The following is a 20,331-nucleotide window of genomic DNA, read 5'->3' as shown; positions in this document are numbered from 1 at the left end:
ATGTTCGGTCCCGAAGGCCCCAGCCTGCGTGAACTCGCCGTGCAGGCGCTGTCGTCCGTCGACCGCGGCTACGACCTGCTCGCCCCGAAGTTCGACCACACCCCCTTCCGGACGCCCGACGAGGTGCTGCGGTCCGTGGCGAAGGCGCTCACTCCGCTCGGCCCGTTCGAGGACGGGCTCGACCTGTGCTGCGGCACGGGCGCGGGCACCGAGGTGCTGACCGGGCTGTGCCGCCGGAGCGTGACGGGGGTCGACTTCAGCGCGGGCATGCTCGATGTCGCCCGGCACCGGGTGCGGCCCGCCGGTGGGCCCGGGATCGCCTGGGTACGCGGCGACGCCCGTGCCCTGCCGTTCACGGCCTCCTTCGATCTCGTGGTCTCCTTCGGGGCGTTCGGTCACTTCCTGCCGCGCGAACTGCCGGGGCTGTTCGCCCAGGTCCACGCCGCCCTGCGGCCGGGTGGCCGGTTCGCCTTCCCGGTGCTCGCCCCGCCCCGTCCGGCGCAGGCCGGCTTCTGGATGCTGCTCGGTTTCGACGCGGTGATGCGGGTGCGCAACGCGCTGTGGCGGCCGCCGTTCGTCATGTACTATCGCGCCTTCCGGCTCGGCCGAGTAATCGGGGAGCTGGAGCGCGCCGGGTTCACCGTCGAGCTGCGGGCCCTGCCCGAGTTCGGGCGGCGCGGCGACGGCAGCCCACGGGCCCGGCTGGTGGTGGCCCGGCGGGCTCAGCCGGCGGCCGGCAGCGTGAACTCGTAGACCAGGGCGTCCCGTTCCGCGTTCACCACCAAATCGGTGATCTCCAGCGGCCGGGCGTACTGGTCGTGCACCCGCCGGGTCACCCGCACCGAGAAGGCGCCGTCGACCTGCGTGATGGAATCCCGGTGGTGCAGCGACAGGCCGGCCTTGCGCATCCAGTCGTAGGCCCGCCGCAGCTCCGCGGGGGTGGCGCCGTCCGCCCGGCCCCGGTAGCGGGCCAGCTCCGCGACCTCGGCCAGCGCCACCGCCGAGAACGACGTCACCGCCGTCCGCAGCGCCCGGCCGTCCGGCGTGGCCGACCGGTAGTGGTGCACCAGCGTCGGCCGGTGCGGCGCCAGGCCAAGCTGCCGCGCGTGCTCCGGGGGCGGCGCCTGCCAGGTCACCGTGGCCCGGTCGACCGCGGACGGGTCGGCCGAGTGGGCGCCCAGCGGGAAGGCCGGTGTCCCCTGAGCCTCGACCGGCCGACCGGGCAGCGTCGCATGGCTGCCCCGCCGGTCGGTGGTGACCAGACCGCTGCGCCGCAGCAGCTCCAGCGCCTGCCGGACGGTCTCCCGGCTGACGTGGAAGTGCGCGGCCAGGTGCCGTTCGCCCGGCAGTCGTTCGCCCGGTGGAATGGTGCCCTCGCGCAGTTCGTCGAGCAGTAGCGCCGCGATCCGTCCGTACAGGGGCCGGTCGTCGATCTGGGCGGGTTCGTGCGGGGTGGTGCGGGCCATGCCGCGCCCTCCTGTTGTGACAAGACGTAGTCGTGCGGGCTCGTTGCGCGACCACAATTAGCACTGGTCTAAACCATCAGGGAAGAGTGTCCTGCCGGTTCGGCCGAAACCCAATCCGTGGCGCCCGCGATGCGTGGCCCCATCCGGGCGGGCCCGCGGGAACAACCACGGACCGGGCCCCGCCTCGACCCCACCAGCGCGGCGGATGCCGACTGGCTGAAGATCGCCGCCTATTCGCTGCCCGGCCCGCGCGTGCGCCAACTCGGCCACCCGGCCCGCCTCGGTCGCCGGGAGACCCGGGTCGCGACGCCGCGACCCGGGTGCCGCGCGTGTGCCGACCGGCCGCACTGGGGGGAAGTGCTCGTGTGTCCGCCCGCCGCCTCAGGCGTACGACCGCAGCCAGCGCACCTTCTCCGCCTCGTGGAAGGGGCCGCCGCCCTCGTGGTCGTTGAAGTCGTAGACCTCGATCGCCTTGTCCTCGTGCGCCCAGGTGTTGAACGCGGCGAACACCGTCGACGGCGGGCAGGTCTGGTCCTCCAGCGCCGCCGAGAACAGCGCGGGCGCCCGGCCCCGGGCCGCGAAGTGCACCCCGTCGAAGTAGGACAGCGTGCGCAGCACCTCCGCCGAGCGGCCGCGGTGCGTCTTGAGGAACAGACCGATCTCCCGGTAGGGGTGACGGTCCGTCAGCGTCGTCGCGCGCGGGAAGTCGCACAGGAACGGCACGTCCGGCGCCACCGCGACCAGGTCGGGGACCAGACCGCCGACGGCCAGGGTGATGCCGCCGCCCTGGCTGGCGCCGACCGCCACGGTCCGCGCCGCATCGGTCAGCGGGTGCGAGCGGGCCGCCTCGACGGCGCGCACGGCATCCGTGTACACCCGGCGGTAGTAGTAGTTCTCGGGCGCGTCGATGCCCCGCGTCATGAAGCCGGGGTACGCCGGTGCCGCGCCCACCGGGTCGGCCGTGCCGCCCCCGCCGCCCCAGGCGCTGCCCTGGCCACGGGTGTCCATCACGAAGTGTGCCCGGCCCGTCGACGCCCACAGCAGGTTCTCGTGCGGCAGCCCTCGTCCGCCGCCGTAGCCGATGAACTCCACGACCAGCGGCAGGGGTTCGGCCGCCCCGGTCGGCAGCCGCAGCCAGCCCTTGACCGGGTGCCCGCCGAACCCGGCGAACGTCACGTCGTACACCTGGACCGTCGACAGCCCGGTGTCCACCGGCTCGAAGCGGGCGTCCAGCTCGTGCTCGCGTGCCTCTTCGAGGGTCTTGTCCCAGAAGGCGTCGAAGTCCTCGGGCTCGATGGACTCGCTGCGGTGCGCGCGGAGTTCCTCGAGGGGAAGGTCGAACAGGGCCATCAACAACCGCCTTTGCGAAGGAAACAGCGTCAGCTCACCGTACGCAGGTGATCGGAGGGCTGACCAGTAAGCGTTTGCTCCGTTTCGGCGGCCGGGGCGCCGTCACGCCCGCGGCTGGGTCCACCTCGGTCCCGTCCGCGCCCATTCCCGTTCCCACTCCGCCAGCCGGTGGCGCAGCGCGATCCGGCGCTCCACGGCGTGTGCGAGGAGGACGACGGCCGCAGTGCCGCCCACCGCGCAGACCCCCACGGTGATCGCGTGCTGCAGGACCGCGGCGTGGTCCGGCGGCGGGGCGACACTGCGGCCCCGGGTGTCGAACCACACGGTGACCGTGTCCCCGGTCCGGGTCCCCGCCGGCACCCGGGCCCACGCCGTGCGGGTCTCCTTGCCGGGCTCGGTCCAGCTGACCTGGGCGCGGTACGGGTGCTCGCGGTCGCCCTCCACGGCGGACACCTGCTCGGAGTGGTCGCCGATCACCCGCGCGCGCACCTGGTGGCGCTCGGCCCGCTGTGCGGTCGCGAGGGCCCGGGCCGCGTCATGGGCGTGCAGACCCGCGGCCACGCCGACCAGAGGCGTGAGGACGAACAGCAGGACGGCGACGATCAGCAACGTCCACGCTTCGACGACATCCGAGCGGCGGCGCAGCGGATTGCGCCGCCAGCGCCAGCCGTGCATCCGGGTACGCATGTCCACCTCCTCGCACCGTCGGAGCCGGAGAGCGAACGGGCCTGTCCACGAAGCCCGTCACCCCCCACCGCTCACGCACAAGAGCGTCCACACCCGTCTCGTACCCCGTACGGAGCACCTCGCTCACGTCACGGACCGCGAGTTCAAGCCCACCTGGAGCGCGGGAACACGCCATGCGCCCCACGGACGCGCGGCCCACCCGGCGCGCGAGCCGGTCGGTCAGCCGAAGCGCTCGATACGGATCCGGTCCACCGGCTGGCCCGCGGCGACCAGCAGCCTGGAGGCGTGCTCGGCGAACCCGTTGGACCCGCACACATAGGCCTCCCAACCACCGGGAGGCTGCTCGGCCAGGAGGGACGCCACATGTGCGGCGGCCATACGTCCCACCGGCACACCCTGTGGGGCGCTGCGGGTGAAGACGGGCGTCGTCTCCGCGCCCAGCTCGGACGCGTAGATCAGATCCTCGGGGCTGCGCGCGGACACCAGCATGCGCAGCGGCACGGTGAGGGCGCGCCTCCTGCGGTGCCGCACCATCGACATCAGCGGGACGATCCCGGAGCCGGCGCCGATCAGCAGCGCGGGCCGGTCGCCGGGCCAGGCGAAGAAACCGCTCAGCGGGCCGCGCACCTCGACCGTGTCGCCGGGGCGGGCGACGGTGTGGAACCAGCCCGAGACCTCGCCGTCCGGCACCTGGTCCAGGGTCAGCTCGATGTGCCCGGAGTCGTCCGGCGCCGAGGCGATCGAGTAATGGCGCTGCGCCACATAGCCGTCCGCCGCGGTCAGCCGCAGCAGCAGGTGCTGGCCGGGCACATGCCCCGCCCACTGCGGCACCGCCAGCCGGAAGGTGGCCGCATGCGGCGTCTCACGCCGTATCTCCGTCAGCGTGGCCGTCTGCCACACCGCCGCCACCTGCTCACCCACCGCGATACGCCCGGGCACCGCGAACCGGGGCGCGGGAATGCCGGGGCCGGCGGCCGGGGGAGCCGCAGCACGGGCGGGGGCCGTGGGGCCGGGGGCGGTGCGGGCCGGGGTCGTGGAGGGTGCGGCCGGGTTCGGGGCGGCGGCGGTCGGGGCTATGGAGGGTGCGGCCGGGTTCGGGGCGGAAGCGGCCGGGGCCATCGAGGGGGCGTCCGGGTCCGAGGCGGAAGCGGCCGGGGTCGCAGCCTGGGCGTTCGTTCCAGGGGTCGCAGCGGGGGTGCCCTGGGGCGTCCTTGTCGTGTCGGTTGTCGTCGTCTCAGTCACCGGAGTACCGCTGCTCCTCCCAGGGATTGCCGCGTTCGTGGTAGCCGTTGCGTTCCCAGAAGCCCGGCTCGTCGTGGTCGAGGAGGGTGAGGGCCGCGATCCACTTGGCGCTCTTCCAGAAGTAGAGGTGGGGCACCAGGAGCCGGGCCGGGCCGCCGTGCTCGGGCGGCAGCGGTTCGCCGCCGTACTCCCAGACGATCCAGGCCCGCCCGCCGGTGAGGTCGGCGAGCGGCAGGTTGGTGGTGTAGCCCGTGTGGGAGCGGGCGACCGCATGGGTGGCGGACACATGGGGCCGCACCACATGGAAGAACGCGTCCAGGGAGACCCCGCCGAAACGCACGCCGAACTTCGACCAGCCCGTCACACAGTGGATGTCGCCGTCGTACGCGGACTCAGGCAGCGCGTGCGCGGCGTCCCAGTCCCAGGTGTGCGGCCGCTCGACCATGCCGTCGATGCGGAAGGACCAGTCGGCCGGTGCCAGGTCGGGGGTGACCTCGGCGGACAGGACGGGCCAGTCCTCGCCCGCGTCGTACTGCCCGGGCGGCAGCCCGGGGTTGTGGACGCGCGGGCGGCCCGTGAAGCCTCGCGTAACGTTCATTCTTCAACCGTACGTGGTCGTTCCGTGTGCCGCGTCCCTGGTCACCGCCCGTCAGGCCCGGATGATTGCGGCCGTATGAACTCTTTCGGACCAGGGGAATAGCTCTGCGGCGCTTCTCCTTTGCGCTCGATGCCGGCACCGGTACACCGGTGACAGCGCGAGAGAGCGAGGAACGAGCATGCCCAAGGCGTATGTCTACACGCGGCACGGAGGTCCGGAGACCGAGGCGCTGATCGACCTGGACCGCCCGAGCCCCGGCCCCGGCGAGATCCTGATCGCCGTCCGTGCGGCGGGCGTCAATCCCGTCGACTGGAAGCTACGCCAGGGTTTCCGCCGCCCCGGCGAGAGCGGGCGCGCCTTTCCCACGGTCTTCGGCAGCGAGGCCGCCGGCGTCGTCGAGGAGGCCGGCCCGGGAGTCACCGGCTTCGCCGCCGGCGACGAGGTGTTCGGCAGCACCGCCCACGGCGGGTACGCCGAGTACGCCCTGCTCACCGCCGACGTGACCGCCCACAAGCCCGCGGCGCTGTCCTTCCGTGACGCCGCCACCCTCCCGGTCGCCGCGGCCACCGCCTACGACGGCGTCCGCCAGCTCGATCTGCCCGGGGGCTCGACGCTGCTGGTGACGGGCGCGGGTGGCGGGGTCGGCAGCGCGGTCGTGCAGATCGCCCGCGCCTTCGGACAACGGGTCGTGGGTGTGGCGAGCGAGGGCAAGAGGGACTTCGTGGAGTCGCTGGGCGCCGTGCACGTGGCCTCCGGGCCCGACCTGGCCGAGCGGGTGCGGGCCGCCGCGCCCGACGGGATCGACGGGGTCTACGACCTGGTGGGCGGCCCGGTGCTCACCGAGGCCGCCGAGCTGCTGAAGGACCGGAGCAAGCTGGTCACCGCCGGCTCCCCGGTCGAGGCCGTCGCCGCCCTCGGCGGCGACCGCGTCCAGCGGGCCCGCACGGCCGCCGTTCTGGACGCGCTGGCCGATCTCGCCGTACGTGGTGCCCTGAAGCCGCACGTCATCCGTGTCTTCCCGCTGGAGGAGGCAGGCCAGGCGCTGCGTGCCGTCGAGGAGGGGCACACCCTCGGCAAGATCGTGATCGAGGTGTCCTCGTGAGCCTCATAGCCGGCGCGGGCGGCTCCGGCCGGGCCGTAGGCGACCTCCCGCACGTCCTCGACAACCCCGCCCTCGCCTCGCTGACCGGCCCGCACGCGCACTTCGCCGAGCGGCGCGGCCGTGTGCTGCGCTACCCGGTGGACGTCTCCCCCTGGCTGGCGCTGCCCGACGACCCGGACGCGCGGGACTGGGCGGACCTGGCCGCGCTGACCGGCCCCGGCGCGGAGATCCCGCTGCCGGGCTACCGCGGTGCGGTGCCGGCGGGCTGGGAGGTCACCTTCCAGGTGGACGGCGTGCAGCTGGTGGACGACGGCCTCGCCGCCGCGCCGGACCCGGAGGCGGTCCGCCTCGGCCCGGCGGACATACCCGAGATGCTCGACCTCGTGGCCCGCACCCGGCCCGGACCGTTCCTGTCGCGCACCGTCGAACTCGGCACCTACCTCGGTATCCGCCGCGGCGGCGCGCTGATCGCCATGGCGGGGGAGCGGCTGCACCCGCCGGGCTGGACCGAGATCAGCGCGGTCTGCACCGACCCCGCCCACCGCGGCGAGGGCCTCGGCACCCGGCTGATCCTCGCGGTCGCGCACGGCATCCGGGAGCGCGGCGAGACACCGTTCCTGCACGCGAGCGCCACGAACACCAACGCGATCCGTCTGTACGAGTCCCTGGGCTTCGGGCTGCGCCGTCGTACCAAGTTCCTTGCGGCACGTGCCCCGGAGCGGCTGGCGAACGACCGGACCGCACTACCGGTGGCGTGACCCCCACGACGCGGAGGACCCCCGGGGGCTGCCGGTCAGCCGGACCCTTCCCCGCCCGGACCCGCGTTGTACCGCTCCAGGTAGGCCGCGAAGCGCACCAGGTCTTCCTCCGGCCAGCCCGCGAGCCGCTCGCGGAAGGCGGCCCGGCGGCTGCGGGTGACCTGGTCGAGGATCTCCCGGCCGGCCGCCGTGGGGTGCAGCACCTGGACCCGGTGGTCCTCCGGGTCCAGCCGGCGCTCGATCAGCCCGGCCCGCTCCAGTGCGGCCACCTGGCGGCTGACCGTGGACTTGTCCAGGGCGTAGTGCGCCGCCAGGTCCGTCGCCCGGCAGCCGCCCTGTTCCTCCAGATGGGCGAGCAGGGTGTACGACACCAGCGACAGCTCGGGGTGCGTACGGCCCGCCGAGGCCCGGGCCCGGCGGGCGAAGATCGTCATCTCGCGCTGGATCGTCTCGACGGCCGACTCCGCTGTGCTCACGGGAATACCTCCTCCGGCGTTCTAGTTGTATAGTACAACTTGAAGAGGAAGTTGTATAAGCCAACCTTCGGAGGTTCGCGCGCCATGAGGTCACCGGCACTGCGCCATGTGCTCACGCACCTGATCACCCCGCTGCTGATGTGCATAGGCATGGGGCTCGCGTACATGGGGGCCTTTGTGACCCCGGAGCCGCACCACCTGCCCGTCGCCGTCGTCGGCAGCGCCCCGCAGGCGAAGGTCTTCGCCCAGACGGTCAAGGACACCGCCGGGGACAAGCTCGACGTCCGCACGGTCACGACCCGCGCCGACGCCGTCGACCTGCTGAAGTCCCGCGCTGTGACCGGCGCCTATGTGCCGAGCGCCAAGGCGCCCGAGCTGCTTGTGGCGAGTGCCGCCTCCGACATGGGTGCCACGGCCGTCGAGAAGGTCTTCACGCCGGTCGCCGCCAAGGAGGGCCTGCCGCTGAAGGTCACCGACGTGGCCGAGCCGGTCGCCGACGACCCCACGGGCCAAGGCCTGTTCTTCCTGCTGATCGCCCTCAGCATCGGCTCCTACGCCTCGGTCGCCGCCCTCGGTGCCGCGGGCGCCGCCCTCGCGATGCGGGTACGGGCACTGCTCGCGCTCGGCGTGTCCGCCGTGGTCAGCGGCATCGGCGCGCTGCTCGCCGGACCGGTGTTCCACCTCGCCCACCACGACCTCGCGGGCGTGTGGGGCATGGCCTGGCTGTACTCGGCCGGCATCCTCTTCATCGGCGTCGGCCTGCACACCTTCCTCAAGCGGTGGACCACGCTCACCATGATGGTGCTGTTCGTGATGCTCAACTTCACCAGCTCCGGCGGGTTGTTCCGCCCCGAGCTGCAGAACGGCTTCTTCGGCACCCTGCACGCCTTCTGGAACGGCGCCGGCTTCGTCGAGGGCGTCCGCAGCCTGCTCTACTTCGGCGACGACGGCCTCGCGCGCCATGCGTGGACCCTCGTGGTCTGGCTGCTGGTGGGACTGGTCGTGACCGGGATCGCAGCCCTGTACGAGCGGCCCCGGCAGGCCCGGTACGCGGCCGGCCACACCGGTACCGGCACCGCGACCACGGCCGTGACCACGACCGAGCCCATGCCCGCGCCCGTGCCCGCCGTGGCGTCGGCCGAGCGCGAGGCGGAGCGGGCGGCCACGGAGGAGGCCGAGGAAGAGGTCGAGGAGACCGTCGGCGTCTGACCCGATGCCGGCCCGGTACAGGGAGCGCGCCCGGCGACGGGCGGGGCTCCCTGCCGGCATGTCACCGGAAGCGGCCCCCGCCACCGGCACGTCATCCCGTCACCGCGCCGCCGACCCGATCGTCACCACCCGCGCCCACGCCGGCGGGGCGTCCGGACGGTAGTCGGGATCGTCCTCGTCGTACGACCCGCCGGTCCGTGGAAACAGCCCCACCACCGTCCGGCACGCCGGTCGCGCCGCCGGCCACGGGGTCTGACCGTCGGTCAGGACCACCACCACATCGGGACACGTCCGCAGCGCCCGCGCGAACCCGGCGCGCAGATCCGTCCCGCCGCCGCCCACCAGCTCGATGCCCTCCGTCCGGCACAGCGGCTGCACCGTCCGGGCCGCGGCATCGCAGGACAACACGGAGACCAGGTCCCGGCGGCCGCCGAGGGCCCGGCAGATCGCGGCCACCTCCAGCAGCGCGCTGCCCAGTTCGGCGTCGCTGACCGAGCCCGAGGTGTCGACGACCACGCACACCCGAGGCGGCCGCTGCCGCAGACTCGGCAGCACGACCCCGGGCAGCCCGGCCGAACGCCGCGCCGGCCTGCCGTAGCGGTAGTCCTCGCCCGCACCCGGAGCGGAGACCGCCGAGCGCAGCGCCGAGCCCAGCAGCTGGCGCCACGGCTGCGGCGGATGGAACACCTCCTGCGCCCACCGCCGCCAGCCGTCCGGCGCACTGCCCGGGCGGCCCTTGATGCCCTGCGCCACCCGGAACCGGACCGCGTCCCGCTCCTGCTCGCTCAGCCCGTGCGCACCACCGGGCCCCAGCTCCCACCCCCGGCCGAGCCCGTCCGCGCCGCTGCCGCAGTCCAGCCAGGCCAGCCGCTCCAGGCGCGGCCCCAGCCGGAACTGCCGCAGGTAGTCCTCCATCAGCTCGCCGTCGCGAAGCCCCAACTTCCCCGGAGTCACGGCGCCTTCAGGCCGCGGCAGCCCGTCGCCGTACACATCGTCGTTGATCTCGCAGTCCGCGGCGATGTTCATCCGCAGGCGCTCCGCGGGCCCGGTCAGCCGGTGTTCCCGGGCGTACCGGTCGCTGCGCCCGTGATGGTCGCGCAGCAGGTGTGCCACCTCGTGCACCCACACCGCCGCCAGCTCCGCCACCGGGGTACGGTCCACGAACGCCGGTGACACATAGCAGCGCCAGTACCGGTCGACGCCCATCGTCGGCACCTCCCGTGACTCCACCGGTCGCAACGCGAACAGCGCAGTCGCCAGGTACGGCCGGACACGGGCCGCGTGCAGCCGCGCGGCGAAGAGCTTGCCGAGGTCCAGCGCGCCCGGCGCGTCCGCTGTCATCGGCGGGCACCAGCCGTACGCGCGGCCTCGTCGGCCCGCCGGGACAGCGACACCACCCCGGCGAGCCGCTCGATCGCCGCCGGTATGTCCCAGTCCTCCCGGCGCAGGGAGGCGAGTGTGGTCGCCGGGACGACCACCACGTCCGGTGCCCCGGTCTCCATCGCCCGCACCAGCACCGCCCAGGCCGCGTCCCAGCGGGCCCGCTCCGGCCGCTTGCGGACCGCGTCCACCACCCCGTCCAGCACGGCCTGCCGCAGGTCCCCGCGCTCGGGAAGCTCGGCGCCCGCCGGGTCGGCGAGCACCGTCTCGGGGTCGGGCAGGTCCATCCGGTCCAGGCTCGCCAGCAGCTCAAGACCGGGACCGTCCCCCACGGTGCCGCGGACCAGCAGCGACAGCACGTCCCGCGACGATCCGGCGGCGGTCGCGAAGGCGATCAGCCGCAGGGTCGCCTCCCAGCTCCGGGGCGACGGCCACGCGCCGCCCCGGAGGCTCTCCCCGCTCGGCAGCCGGTGGACCAGCCCCGGCCGCGCCACGAGGAACTCGCACACCGCGCGCCGGGCGAAGGCCACGGCATCCGGCAGCCGCTCCGGGGCCAGCCGGGGCAGGGTCGCCCGGGGCCAGGTCCCGCCGAGGCCCCGTACGACGACGTCGTGGTCGTGGGCCCACTGCAGATGCACGAACCGGTTGGCCAGCGGCGGGCTCAGCTCCCAGCCGTCGGCCGCCGAGGAGCGCGGGTTCGCGGCGGCCACGATCCGTACCCCGGGCGGCAGCCGCAGGGCCCCGATCCGCCGCTCCAGCACCAGCCGCAGCAGGGCCGCCTGCACCGCCGGGGGAGCGGTGGACAGCTCGTCCAGGAACAGCAGTCCCCGCCCGGCCCGCACCAGCCGCACGGCCCAGTCCGGCGGGGCCATCGGGACCCCCTGCACCGCCGGATCGTCGCCGACGACGGGCAGGCCCGAGAAGTCGGACGGTTCGTGGACGCTCGCGATCACGGTGGTCAACGGCAGGTCCAGGGCGGTGGCCAGCTGGGTCAGCGCCGCCGTCTTGCCGATGCCGGGCTCACCCCACAGCAGCACCGGAAGGTCGGCGGCCACGGCCAGGGTCAGCGCCTCCAGCTGGATGTCGGTGCGCGGTTCGGAGGTCGTGTCGCGCAGCAGGGTCAACAGGGCTTCGGCGACGCCGAGTTCAGGGGAGGAGGAGACGGGAGCAGTGGAAGCAGTCATGTGGGATCACCTGAGGGATGTGAGGTCGGCAGGAGAGGAAGGCGATTCGGTGCTCACTGCCGTATTCGACGAAGTGGGCGGTTGAGCAAGGGAGTTCAGCGGAACGCGGATGCGCCGCGCCGGTGGTGGCGGTCGTGGCGGGCCCGGTTGCGGTACGGGTCGGCGGGGGCGTGACCGGGGCCGGTCAGACCGGCCCGGTACAGTCCGTAGGCGATGCGCCGCTCGGCGGCCGCCGCCAGTTCGTCCCGCAGCGGCCCCTCGCGCAGCACCGCGCCGGGGCCCAGCAGCCCCTCGACCACGGCCAGGGCGCCGACGGTGTCGCCGTGGTCCAGCCGTTCCCGCACCCCGGCGAGGCAGTCCGGACGCCGGTGCGCCTCGTCGATGACCCGCAGACAGGGCAGGGGCGGCCCGCCGAGCGCGAACAGCAGCTCCTCGCGCCGGATCTCGTCCGGGTCGTGGTCCAGCGGCACCAGAACGCCGTCGACCAGGCCGAGCCGGTGCGTGGCTCCCCGGCACTCCACAAGCCGCGCCCGCGCCACCGGATCGGCGTCCTGGAAAGAACCCTCCGTCCGGTGACCGGGCGCCAGCGCGGCGGCGACCAGCGGATGCAGCCGGTCCGGCGTGATCAGGCCGGCGCGCAGGAGTTCGAGGTCGGGCGGGATCCAGGTCGCCGCGTCGGGCAGCACCGGCACGGCGGAGAGCCCACCCGGCGGAAGCTCGGCGACGCGCAGAAGGCTTGGCGCACCGCAACCGTCCGCGGCAAGGCACGCGTGACCGGCGTCCGGGAGCGGCCCCGGGCCGCCGCCCGCCGGTTCGGCCCGACACCGGTGCCCGCTCCCGCCTGCTTCAACGCCACGCCGACACCCGACCCGGCCCACACGCTCGGCCCCGGCGGGTTCGGTCCCGCTTGTGTGTTTGGTCCCGGGGGGTTCGGTCCCGTCCCTGCGCTCGGCCCCAGCGGGTTCGTCCCCGGCCGGTTCGGCTGTGCTCAGGCGTTTGGCCCCGGCGGGTTCGGCCCGGCCCACGTGCTTGGCCCCGGCCGGTTTGGTCCCGTCCCTGTGCTCGGTCCCGCCCAGGCGCTTGGCCCCGGCGGGTTCGGTCCCGCTTGCGTGTTTGGTCCCGGGGGGTTCGGCCCCGTTCCTGCGCTCGGCCGGGTCCATGCCCTCGCCCGCGGCCACCGTCAGGACCAGCCGGCGGCGGCTGCCGAGCCGTACGGCGAAGGCGCCGTCGTGCCGTCCCTCGGCGCGCAGCAGGATGTCCGCCTCGGCTGCCCACCGGCCGACGGCACAGCCCTGCCCGGGTTGTACGAGCCCCAGCGGATCGCTGTCCGGCGGTGCGGGTCCGTCGGCACCCGACCGGTCCCGCAGCTCACCGGCCCGGCGCGCGTCCCACAGGTGCCGGTGCAGATCGAGCCGGTAGCGGCGGCTTGGGCGGGGATGCGGATGGCGGCCGGTGGGCGGGTCGGCCGGATCCCACAGGGCGAGGCCGATCCGCTGGCCGGCGTCCGCCCAGGCAGGCGGAGTACGGGCCACGAGGTGCAGCGGGCCGGCCCGGCCGGGACGTTCGTACCGGGCCAGTGTGAGGGTCAGGCCCGGGCGCAGCAGCCCATCGGGCGCGATCCTCGGCATGTGCCAGCGCAGCAGGTCGGGGGCGAGATGGCGGAGGTCGGCGCGGAGCCGGGCCGCGAGCTCGCGGCCGTGGGCGCGGGCGACGGAACGCAGATCGAGGTCGACGTCGATCCGGGCGGCGGCACAGGCCCCGGCCCAGTCGCCGGCCGCGCGGCGGCTGGTGGCGAGCTCGATCATGGACGGTGGCACGGCGTACGTCCGTACGCGGAGCCACAACGACAGCCGGGAATCCCCGTACGCGGTGGAAGGGAGCATCAGCGCTCACCTTGCGCGGACGGGACCCCCAATCGGTAAGTCGAATGGATGGTCATCGCCGCGAGCGTAACGGCCCGCCCGCCACCGCGCCAGGCGTTTTTCCCGCCCGAAACAGGCCGCGCACCTTGGGGTATGGTGGCCGTCCGGTCGCGGACGGTCGCGGCCGCTGAGCCGGTGAGCGCGAGAGCGCCCTCAAGTCTCGCGCCGCGAAAGGCTTTCGGCCCCATGTCTGCTCTTGGTTCCCCTTCCTCTCCTGCCTCGTCTGCCTCCTCTTCCTCCCCTTCCGCCGTCGTCTCCGCGCTGCGTGCCGCCGGGTGCGTCTTCGCCGAGGACGAGGCGGAGTTGATTCTCGCCACCGCGCGCACGCCCGAGGAAGTGGCCTCGATGGTGGCACGGCGCGCCGCCGGGCACCCGCTCGAACACATCCTGGGCTGGGCCGAGTTCCACGGAGTGCGCGTCGCGGTGGAACCGGGGGTGTTCGTCCCCCGCCGCCGTACGGAGTTCCTGGTCGACCAGGCGCTGGTCCACGCAGCGCGGGCGACCGTGGTCGTGGACCTGTGCTGCGGATCCGGCGCACTCGGCGCGGCCCTCGCGGCCGCCTTGGACGGCGCCGAGGTGCACGCCGCCGACATCGACCCGGCCGCCGTACGGTGTGCCCGCCGCAACCTCGCCGCCTTCGGCGGCCGGGCCCACGAGGGCGACCTCTACGCCGCGCTGCCCGCCGGGCTGCGCGGCCGCGTAGGCATCCTCACCGCCAACGTGCCCTATGTCCCCACCGTCGAACTGCCCCTGCTGCCGGCGGAGGCCCGCGACCATGAACCGCGCGTCGCCCTGGACGGCGGCGCGGACGGCCTGGACGTGCTGCGCCGGGTGGCCGCCGGGGCGCCCGAGTGGCTGGCGCCGGGCGGCTGTCTGCTGACCGAGACCAGTGAACGCCAGGCACCTGCCGCCGAGCGTGCCTTCAGGGACGCGGGCCTGACGACCCGTCTGGCGGAGTCGGAGGAGCTGTCCGCGCACGTACTGATCGGCGTACGGCCCTGACACACGCCCCGGCCGGACCCCCGGCTACGGCAGTTCCTGGGCCCGGGCGATGAGCAGGGCGACGTCGTCGTGGTTGTCGGGGTGGTGCAGGGTGCGCAGGAGGAGGTCGCAGGTCTCCTCCAGGGGGCGGGCCGGGGTGTCGAGCAGGGACAGCAGGAAGTCCAGGCGTTCGTCCAGGGAGTGGCGGCGGGTCTCCACCAGGCCGTCGGTGTAGAACACCAGCTCGTCGCCGGGCTCGAAGTCGACGGTGACGGTGGAGAACGCGACCCCGCCCACGCCCAGCGGCACCCCGGTCGGCAGGTCGAGCAGTACCGGCGGCCGGCCCGGGCGGAGATGGGCCGGCGGCAGATGACCGGCGTTGGCGATCCGGCACTGCCGCAGATGCGGATCGTGGACGGCGTACACACAGGTCGCGATGGAGTGGTCCAGGGCCGACGTCGTCTTGTCCAGGTGCTCCAACAGCAGCGCCGGGTCGAGGTCGAGCGAGGCCAATGTGGTGGTCGCCGTGCGCAGCCGGCCCATGGTCGCGGCCGCGCTGATGCCGCTGCCCATGACATCGCCCACCACGAGCGCGGTCTTGCCGCCCTCCAGCGGAATGACGTCGAACCAGTCGCCGCCGACCTCGCTGGTCGCCCCGGCGGGCTGGTAGCGGGAGGCCACCTCCAGCCCCATCGTGACCGGCGGGCGGCTGGGCAGCAGACTGCGCTGCAGGGTGAGCGCGGTGTTGCGGGCGTTCTGGTACCAGCGCGCGTTGTCGATCTGCACGGCGGCGCGGGCCGCCAGCTCCCGGGCGAGCAGGACGTCGTCCTCGCCGAACGGCTCCGGATTGCGGGTGCGCTTGAGGTCCAGAGCGCCGAGCACCTCGCCGCGCGCGATCAGCGGCACCGCGAGGTACGAGTGCAGTCCCGCCCGGCCCAGCAGTTCGGCCGCCTCGGGGGAGCGGGCGATGCGCGGCAGGTCCTCGTCCTTCACCTGCGGCACCAGCACCGCCTCGCCCGAGCGCACACACTCGGTGACCAGGCGGTCGGGTGCGTACCGGGCGATCCGGCCGGGCGTGTCGGCGGCCCGTACGGCGTCCGAGCCGTCCTGGGGGCGCACCGCGAGGGCCCGGATCACCGCCGCCTCCGACGGGCCGAGGGTGCTGGGCCGGCCCTCCACCACCGAGTCCAGCAGATCCACGGCGGCCACGTCGGCGAGTTCCGGTACGGCGACCTCGGCCAGCTCGCAGGCGGTGCGGTCCAGTTCGAGCGTCGTACCGATCCGGGCGGAGGCGTCGGCGATGATCGCGAGCCGCCGCCGGGCCGCCTCCGTCTCCAGTGACGCGCGGTGCTGCTCGGTGATGTCGACCACCGAGACCGCGACGCCGAGCACGTTGCCCATCGCGTCGTCGAGCCGGTACAGCGAATGCGCCCAGGTGTGGTCCTCGTCCGGGTCGGCGGGGGTGCGGCCGACCAGCGTGTTGTCGATCACCGGCACACCGGTGTCCAGCACCCGCCGGGCGTCGGCCGCGATGGATTCGGAGTTCAGCATGGGCAGCACCTCGCGCAGCGTCCGTCCCACGTGCTCGGCGGCCGGCACCCCGTTGATCTTCTCCAGGGCCGGGTTGACCGAGACGAACCGCAGCTGGGTGTCCAGGACGGCGTAGCCGACCGGCGACTGTCTCACCACCCGCTCGGACAGCGCCACGTCCTGCTCGAGGCGCCGGACGGTCGACTGGTCGGCGCAGAGCCCGAGCGCGTACACGTCACCGCGGTCGTCCAGCAGCCGCATGTTGCGGAACTCCACCAGGCGGGTGCTGCCGTCCTTGTGGCGGATCGGGAAGCCCCCGGCCCAGCTCTGGCCGGTGCGCATCACATCGGCGAACAGCTTGCCGACCAGTTCGAGGTGCCGCTCGTGCACCATCAGCCGGGCCGCGTACTGACCGAGGGCCTCTTGCGCGGTGTAGCCGAACAGCTCCTCCGCCTGCGGGCTCCACAGCACGATCCGGCCATCGGTGTCCAGCACCACCGATGCCACGCCCAGCACGTCGAGGAGACCGCCGGGACGCACCGGCCCGCGCGCGGGCTCCCTGCCCCCGGTCGCCGGAGCCTCGGCTGCGCTCATGCCCTGTACCGCCTTCGCCCGTTCGCACGGCACGTCGTCCCCCGTGCCGACTCCCCTTGATCCACCGAGCTCACACCCGACTCTCCGGCGCCTTCGCCGGTTACCTCCACCATCTCTCACCACAGTGGTGCACGTCCGCCGAAGCCTCCACGCCGGGGCCGCCCGCTCTCCCGGACATCCTGCACGCCCCTGCGGCGGACCGGGAGAGTTCACGCTCATGTTGCGCTATTGGTCTGTACATGACCATCACGCCACGCCAGACTGTCCGCCGACCGAGTGTCTTCCGTGCCCCCGCCCCCTCCGAGGAGTCGGCCATGCCCGCGTCCGCCCGGCAACGTTGTCACGCAGTTCTCGCCGGACTCGTCACCCTCGCCACCGCCGCAGTCGTGCCCCTCGCCGCGCCCGTGCCCGCCTCCGCGGCCGACAGCTGGACCGAGACCGGCTCCGACCGCGCCCGCCCGCTGGACGAGAGCCAGGGGCTGACCTCCGTCGAGGTCCCGGCGAACAGCCCCAACCGGTACACCGGTATCGGCACGATTCCCTTCAGTGTCTCCAGCCGCGGCTGGAACCACGTCGGCGATCCCGACGCCTCCTACAACGGCTACTACATCGAGCCCTACCAGCAGGATTCCGGCAACTCGAAGATGTACCGCGTGCAGGCGCCCGACGGCACCTGGTCGGAGTACGTCCACACGCTGAGCCCCGGCGAGGCCCTGAACAACTCCTGGGACGCGATCTCGCCCGACGGCCAGTGGATGCTCTCGGGCGAGTGGGGCACGATGAACCGCCTGCTGATCTTCCCGACCCCCGGTGTCAATCCGAGCACCTCGCCCTCGGTGAACCTCCCGCAGGCCTCCAACGTCAACCTGGACCACGCCGTCCGGGACGTCCAGGGCTGCGACTTCTCCGGCCCCACCACCCTGCTGTGCTCCTCCGACGACCCGGACGGCAGCCTCTTCGGCATGACCAAGCCGCTGCTGCAGATCGACCTCTCCGCCGCGCCGAGCGGCTCCGGAGACGTCACCGGGCATGTCACCGCTCTGCGCCGGCTTCCGCTGCGGAGCGGCTGCTCCGGCACCTTCGAGGTAGAGGGCATCGACTACGACCGTCGCACCGGGATCCTGCGCGTGATCGTGATGTCGCCCGGCTTCTGCATCCTGACGGACAGCAAGACGTACAAGTTCTCCCGCGGCTGAGCCCGCCTGGGGGTGTGCCGACCGGCGGGTGGTGCTTTCCTGGGGGATGGACGCGGTTCGGCGGGGTACCCCGCTCCACCGCAGCACGGCCACGAAAGGAGCGATCAATGGCACGCACGGAGCGGTCGCATCCCGAAACCGTCACGGTGGAGATCAGCGGGACCAAGGAGGACGCCCGCCTCGTCTTCGACGCGCTGAGCTCGTGCTTCGCGTCCGACCGGGGTCCGGACGAGATACCGCAGCAGCTCCACGAGGTCCGGCCGATGGTGTGGCTCGGCACGTACGACGTCGCCGACGCCCGCGGGCCGGGCTGCCCGCCGGTCCACCTCGGCGCGTCCGTCCAGGCGGACGTCCAGGGCGGCTACTGGGCCGTGGACCGGTTCCGGCACACCCTGGACTCGATGTTCACCGTCGAGGAGACCTGCACGGCCTCCGGCGACCAGGAAAGGGACCTCCACCTTCGCCTGCAGAGCCGCTGACCCCCTCCGTACCACGGCAGCGCCCCGGCCGACTCCGCGTCGGCCGGGGCGTACTGCGCAGAGTGGTTGGTGTCACGCCTCGGTGGTTGTGCAACTAGTTGCATAAAGGAGCGGGCTTCCTCTACAACAAGAGGCGACGACACCGCGCACGGAGGGCCCCGATGAGCCGTTACCCGCACCTGATGACCCCGCTCGACCTGGGCTTCACCACGCTGCCCAACCGCGTGCTCATGGGCTCCATGCACGTCGGCCTGGAGGAGGCCGAGCGTGGCTTCGAGCGGATGGCGGCGTTCTACGCGGCCCGTGCGCGTGGGGGTGTCGGGCTCATCGTCACCGGCGGTATCGCGCCCAACGACGAGGGACGGCCGTACGAGGGCGGTGCCAAGCTCACCACCGAGGCGGAGGCCGAGCGGCACAAGGCCGTCACCGAGGCGGTGCACCGCGAGGGCGGCCGGATCGCGATGCAGATCCTGCACTTCGGGCGGTACGCCTACCACCAGGACCTCGTCGCGCCGAGCCCGCTGCAGGCGCCGATCAGCCCCTTCGTACCGCGCGAACTGACCGACGCCGACGTCGAGCGGACCATCGACGACTACGCCCGCGCCGCCCGCCTCGCCCGGCAGGCCGGCTACGACGGCGTGGAGATCATGGGCTCCGAGGGCTACCTGATCAACGAGTTCATCGCCGCCCGGACCAACCAGCGCACCGACCGCTGGGGCGGCTCCTACGAGAACCGGATGCGCTTCCCCGTCGAGATCGTCAAGCGCGTACGCGAGGCCGTCGGCGAGGACTTCATCGTCATCTACCGGCTCTCCATGCTCGACCTCGTCCCGGGCGGCTCCTCCCTGGAGGAGGTGATCACCCTCGGCAAGGCGGTCGAGGCCGCGGGCGCGACGATCATCAACACCGGCATCGGCTGGCACGAGGCCCGCATCCCGACCATCGCCACCTCGGTCCCGCGCGGCGCCTACACCTGGGTCACCAAGAAGCTCATGGGCGAGGTCTCCCTGCCGCTGGTGACCACCAACCGCATCAATACCCCGGAAGTCGCCGAGGAGTTGCTCGCCGACGGCTACGCCGACATGGTCTCCATGGCCCGCCCGATGCTCGCCGACCCCGACTTCGTCGCCAAGGCCGCCGCCGGCACACCGGAGGCCATCAACACCTGCATCGGCTGCAACCAGGCCTGCCTCGACCACACCTTCAGCGGGCAGATCACCTCCTGCCTGGTCAACCCGCGCGCCTGCCACGAGACCGAGCTGGTGCTCTCCCCGACCCGGCTGAAGAAGCGCGTCGCCGTCGTCGGGGCAGGTCCCGCCGGCCTCGCCTGCGCCGTCTCCGCCGCCGAACGCGGCCACGAGGTCACGCTCTTCGACGCCGCGAGCGAGATCGGCGGCCAGCTCAACGTCGCCCGCAAGGTCCCCGGCAAGCAGGAGTTCGACGAGACGCTGCGCTACTTCCGCCACCAGCTCGACGCCCACGGGGTCGACGTACGCCTCGACACCTGGGCCACCGCCGAGACCCTGACCGGCTACGACGAGGTCGTGGTCGCCACCGGCGTCACCCCGCGCACCCCGGACATCCCCGGCGTCGACCACCCCCGCGTCCTCGGCTACCTCGACGTGCTGCGGGACGGCGCCCCCGTGGGCGACCGGGTCGCCATCCTGGGCGCCGGCGGCATCGGCTTCGACGTGGCCGAGTACCTCACCGACGGCGGCGACAAGGCGAGCGAGGACCCGCAGACGTACTTCCGGAACTGGGGCGTGGACCTGGACTACCGTACGCCGGGCGGCCTCGCCGCGCCCGAGCGGCCCGCCCCGCCCCGCCAGGTCCACCTGCTCCAGCGCAAGACCACCAAGGTCGGCGCCGGCCTCGGCAAGACCACCGGCTGGATCCACCGCACCGAGCTCAAGCACCGCGGCGTGACCATGGTCCCGGGCGTCCGCTACGACCGGATCGACGACGCCGGCCTGCACATCACCGTCGGCGAGGAGAGCACGGTCCTGGAGGTCGACACGGTGGTCCTGTGCACCGGCCAGGAGCCGCGCCGCGACCTTTACGAGGAGCTGGCCGCGGCCGGGCGCAGCGTCCATCTGATCGGCGGCGCGGACGTCGCGGCCGAGCTCGACGCCAAGCGGGCCATCAAGCAGGGCACGGAGCTGGCGGCGGCGCTGTAG

The 20,331-nt window shown here is 73.5% G+C and carries 18 protein-coding genes; 8 read left to right on the top strand and 10 right to left on the bottom strand.

What is annotated here, in order from left to right; all coding sequences use genetic code 11:
• Window positions 1–753, top strand: coding sequence for a class I SAM-dependent methyltransferase (locus ACWC0C_RS15260; protein ID WP_450864339.1), 753 nt, complete (start codon window positions 1–3; stop codon window positions 751–753).
• On the opposite strand, the gene ACWC0C_RS15255 is transcribed toward ACWC0C_RS15260, so the two are convergent.
• The 5 genes from ACWC0C_RS15255 to ACWC0C_RS15235 all read right to left on the bottom strand — a co-directional run bounded on the left by ACWC0C_RS15255 (window position 723) and on the right by ACWC0C_RS15235 (window position 5,343).
• The gene (locus ACWC0C_RS15255; RefSeq protein WP_450864337.1) at window positions 723–1,466 is read right to left on the bottom strand and encodes a GntR family transcriptional regulator; all 744 of its coding nucleotides are present in this window, start codon (window positions 1,464–1,466) and stop codon (window positions 723–725) included. The genes ACWC0C_RS15260 and ACWC0C_RS15255 overlap by 31 nt on opposite strands.
• A gap of 381 nt (window positions 1,467–1,847) precedes the next feature.
• Window positions 1,848–2,816, bottom strand: a complete 969-nt coding sequence (locus ACWC0C_RS15250; protein WP_450864335.1) for an acetylxylan esterase — start codon at window positions 2,814–2,816, stop codon at window positions 1,848–1,850.
• A gap of 102 nt (window positions 2,817–2,918) precedes the next feature.
• On the bottom strand, window positions 2,919–3,503 hold the full coding sequence (locus tag ACWC0C_RS15245) for a DUF3592 domain-containing protein (protein WP_450864334.1): 585 nt from the start codon (window positions 3,501–3,503) through the stop codon (window positions 2,919–2,921).
• 219 nt (window positions 3,504–3,722) lie between these two features.
• Window positions 3,723–4,442 (bottom strand): ferredoxin reductase, encoded by a 720-nt coding sequence (locus tag ACWC0C_RS15240; RefSeq protein ID WP_450864514.1) that lies wholly within the window; start codon window positions 4,440–4,442, stop codon window positions 3,723–3,725.
• A gap of 295 nt (window positions 4,443–4,737) precedes the next feature.
• A complete protein-coding gene (locus tag ACWC0C_RS15235; protein WP_450864332.1) occupies window positions 4,738–5,343 on the bottom strand; it encodes a sulfite oxidase-like oxidoreductase in 606 nt (201 codons plus the stop codon).
• 178 nt (window positions 5,344–5,521) lie between these two features.
• On the opposite strand from ACWC0C_RS15235, the gene ACWC0C_RS15230 reads away from it, so the two are divergent.
• Entirely contained in the window at window positions 5,522–6,445 is a 924-nt protein-coding gene (locus ACWC0C_RS15230) for an NADP-dependent oxidoreductase (RefSeq protein ID WP_449196210.1), read from the top strand.
• Window positions 6,442–7,203 carry a GNAT family N-acetyltransferase gene (locus ACWC0C_RS15225; protein WP_450864330.1) on the top strand — a complete coding sequence of 254 codons (762 nt, stop codon included), beginning with the start codon at window positions 6,442–6,444 and terminating at the stop codon, window positions 7,201–7,203. The genes ACWC0C_RS15230 and ACWC0C_RS15225 overlap by 4 nt, the downstream gene beginning before the upstream one ends.
• Before the next feature lie 35 nt (window positions 7,204–7,238).
• On the opposite strand, the gene ACWC0C_RS15220 is transcribed toward ACWC0C_RS15225, so the two are convergent.
• The gene (locus ACWC0C_RS15220; RefSeq protein WP_450864513.1) at window positions 7,239–7,637 is read right to left on the bottom strand and encodes a MarR family winged helix-turn-helix transcriptional regulator; all 399 of its coding nucleotides are present in this window, start codon (window positions 7,635–7,637) and stop codon (window positions 7,239–7,241) included.
• Between the two features lie 126 nt (window positions 7,638–7,763).
• Here ACWC0C_RS15220 and ACWC0C_RS15215 point away from each other — a divergent pair, with 126 nt between their 5' ends.
• On the top strand, window positions 7,764–8,888 hold the full coding sequence (locus tag ACWC0C_RS15215; protein WP_450864328.1) for a hypothetical protein: 1,125 nt from the start codon (window positions 7,764–7,766) through the stop codon (window positions 8,886–8,888).
• Window positions 8,889–8,987: 99 nt separating this feature from the next.
• On the opposite strand, the gene ACWC0C_RS15210 is transcribed toward ACWC0C_RS15215, so the two are convergent.
• The 3 genes from ACWC0C_RS15210 to ACWC0C_RS15200 all read right to left on the bottom strand — a co-directional run bounded on the left by ACWC0C_RS15210 (window position 8,988) and on the right by ACWC0C_RS15200 (window position 13,335).
• On the bottom strand, window positions 8,988–10,229 hold the full coding sequence (locus ACWC0C_RS15210; RefSeq protein WP_450864326.1) for a vWA domain-containing protein: 1,242 nt from the start codon (window positions 10,227–10,229) through the stop codon (window positions 8,988–8,990).
• The gene (locus ACWC0C_RS15205; protein ID WP_450864324.1) at window positions 10,226–11,452 is read right to left on the bottom strand and encodes an AAA family ATPase; all 1,227 of its coding nucleotides are present in this window, start codon (window positions 11,450–11,452) and stop codon (window positions 10,226–10,228) included. The genes ACWC0C_RS15210 and ACWC0C_RS15205 overlap by 4 nt, the downstream gene beginning before the upstream one ends.
• 95 nt (window positions 11,453–11,547) lie before the next feature.
• Window positions 11,548–13,335, bottom strand: coding sequence for a hypothetical protein (locus tag ACWC0C_RS15200; protein WP_450864322.1), 1,788 nt, complete (start codon window positions 13,333–13,335; stop codon window positions 11,548–11,550).
• A 225-nt stretch (window positions 13,336–13,560) separates the two neighbouring features.
• Between ACWC0C_RS15200 and ACWC0C_RS15195 the strand changes: the two genes are divergently transcribed.
• On the top strand, window positions 13,561–14,376 hold the full coding sequence (locus ACWC0C_RS15195) for a putative protein N(5)-glutamine methyltransferase (protein ID WP_450864321.1): 816 nt from the start codon (window positions 13,561–13,563) through the stop codon (window positions 14,374–14,376).
• A 24-nt stretch (window positions 14,377–14,400) separates the two neighbouring features.
• On the opposite strand, the gene ACWC0C_RS15190 is transcribed toward ACWC0C_RS15195, so the two are convergent.
• A complete protein-coding gene (locus tag ACWC0C_RS15190) occupies window positions 14,401–16,479 on the bottom strand; it encodes a SpoIIE family protein phosphatase (protein ID WP_450864319.1) in 2,079 nt (692 codons plus the stop codon).
• A gap of 314 nt (window positions 16,480–16,793) precedes the next feature.
• Here ACWC0C_RS15190 and ACWC0C_RS15185 point away from each other — a divergent pair, with 314 nt between their 5' ends.
• The 3 genes from ACWC0C_RS15185 to ACWC0C_RS15175 all read left to right on the top strand — a co-directional run bounded on the left by ACWC0C_RS15185 (window position 16,794) and on the right by ACWC0C_RS15175 (window position 20,331).
• A complete protein-coding gene (locus tag ACWC0C_RS15185; protein WP_450864318.1) occupies window positions 16,794–17,675 on the top strand; it encodes a hypothetical protein in 882 nt (293 codons plus the stop codon).
• A gap of 107 nt (window positions 17,676–17,782) precedes the next feature.
• Window positions 17,783–18,154, top strand: a complete 372-nt coding sequence (locus ACWC0C_RS15180) for a hypothetical protein (RefSeq protein WP_449196220.1) — start codon at window positions 17,783–17,785, stop codon at window positions 18,152–18,154.
• A gap of 161 nt (window positions 18,155–18,315) precedes the next feature.
• A complete protein-coding gene (locus ACWC0C_RS15175) occupies window positions 18,316–20,331 on the top strand; it encodes an oxidoreductase (RefSeq protein WP_449196221.1) in 2,016 nt (671 codons plus the stop codon).

It is taken from the genome of Streptomyces sp. NPDC001709 (genome assembly GCF_053596375.1).
Note: the sequence above shows the minus strand (reverse complement) of the source record. Positions and strands in the feature narration are given on the sequence as shown.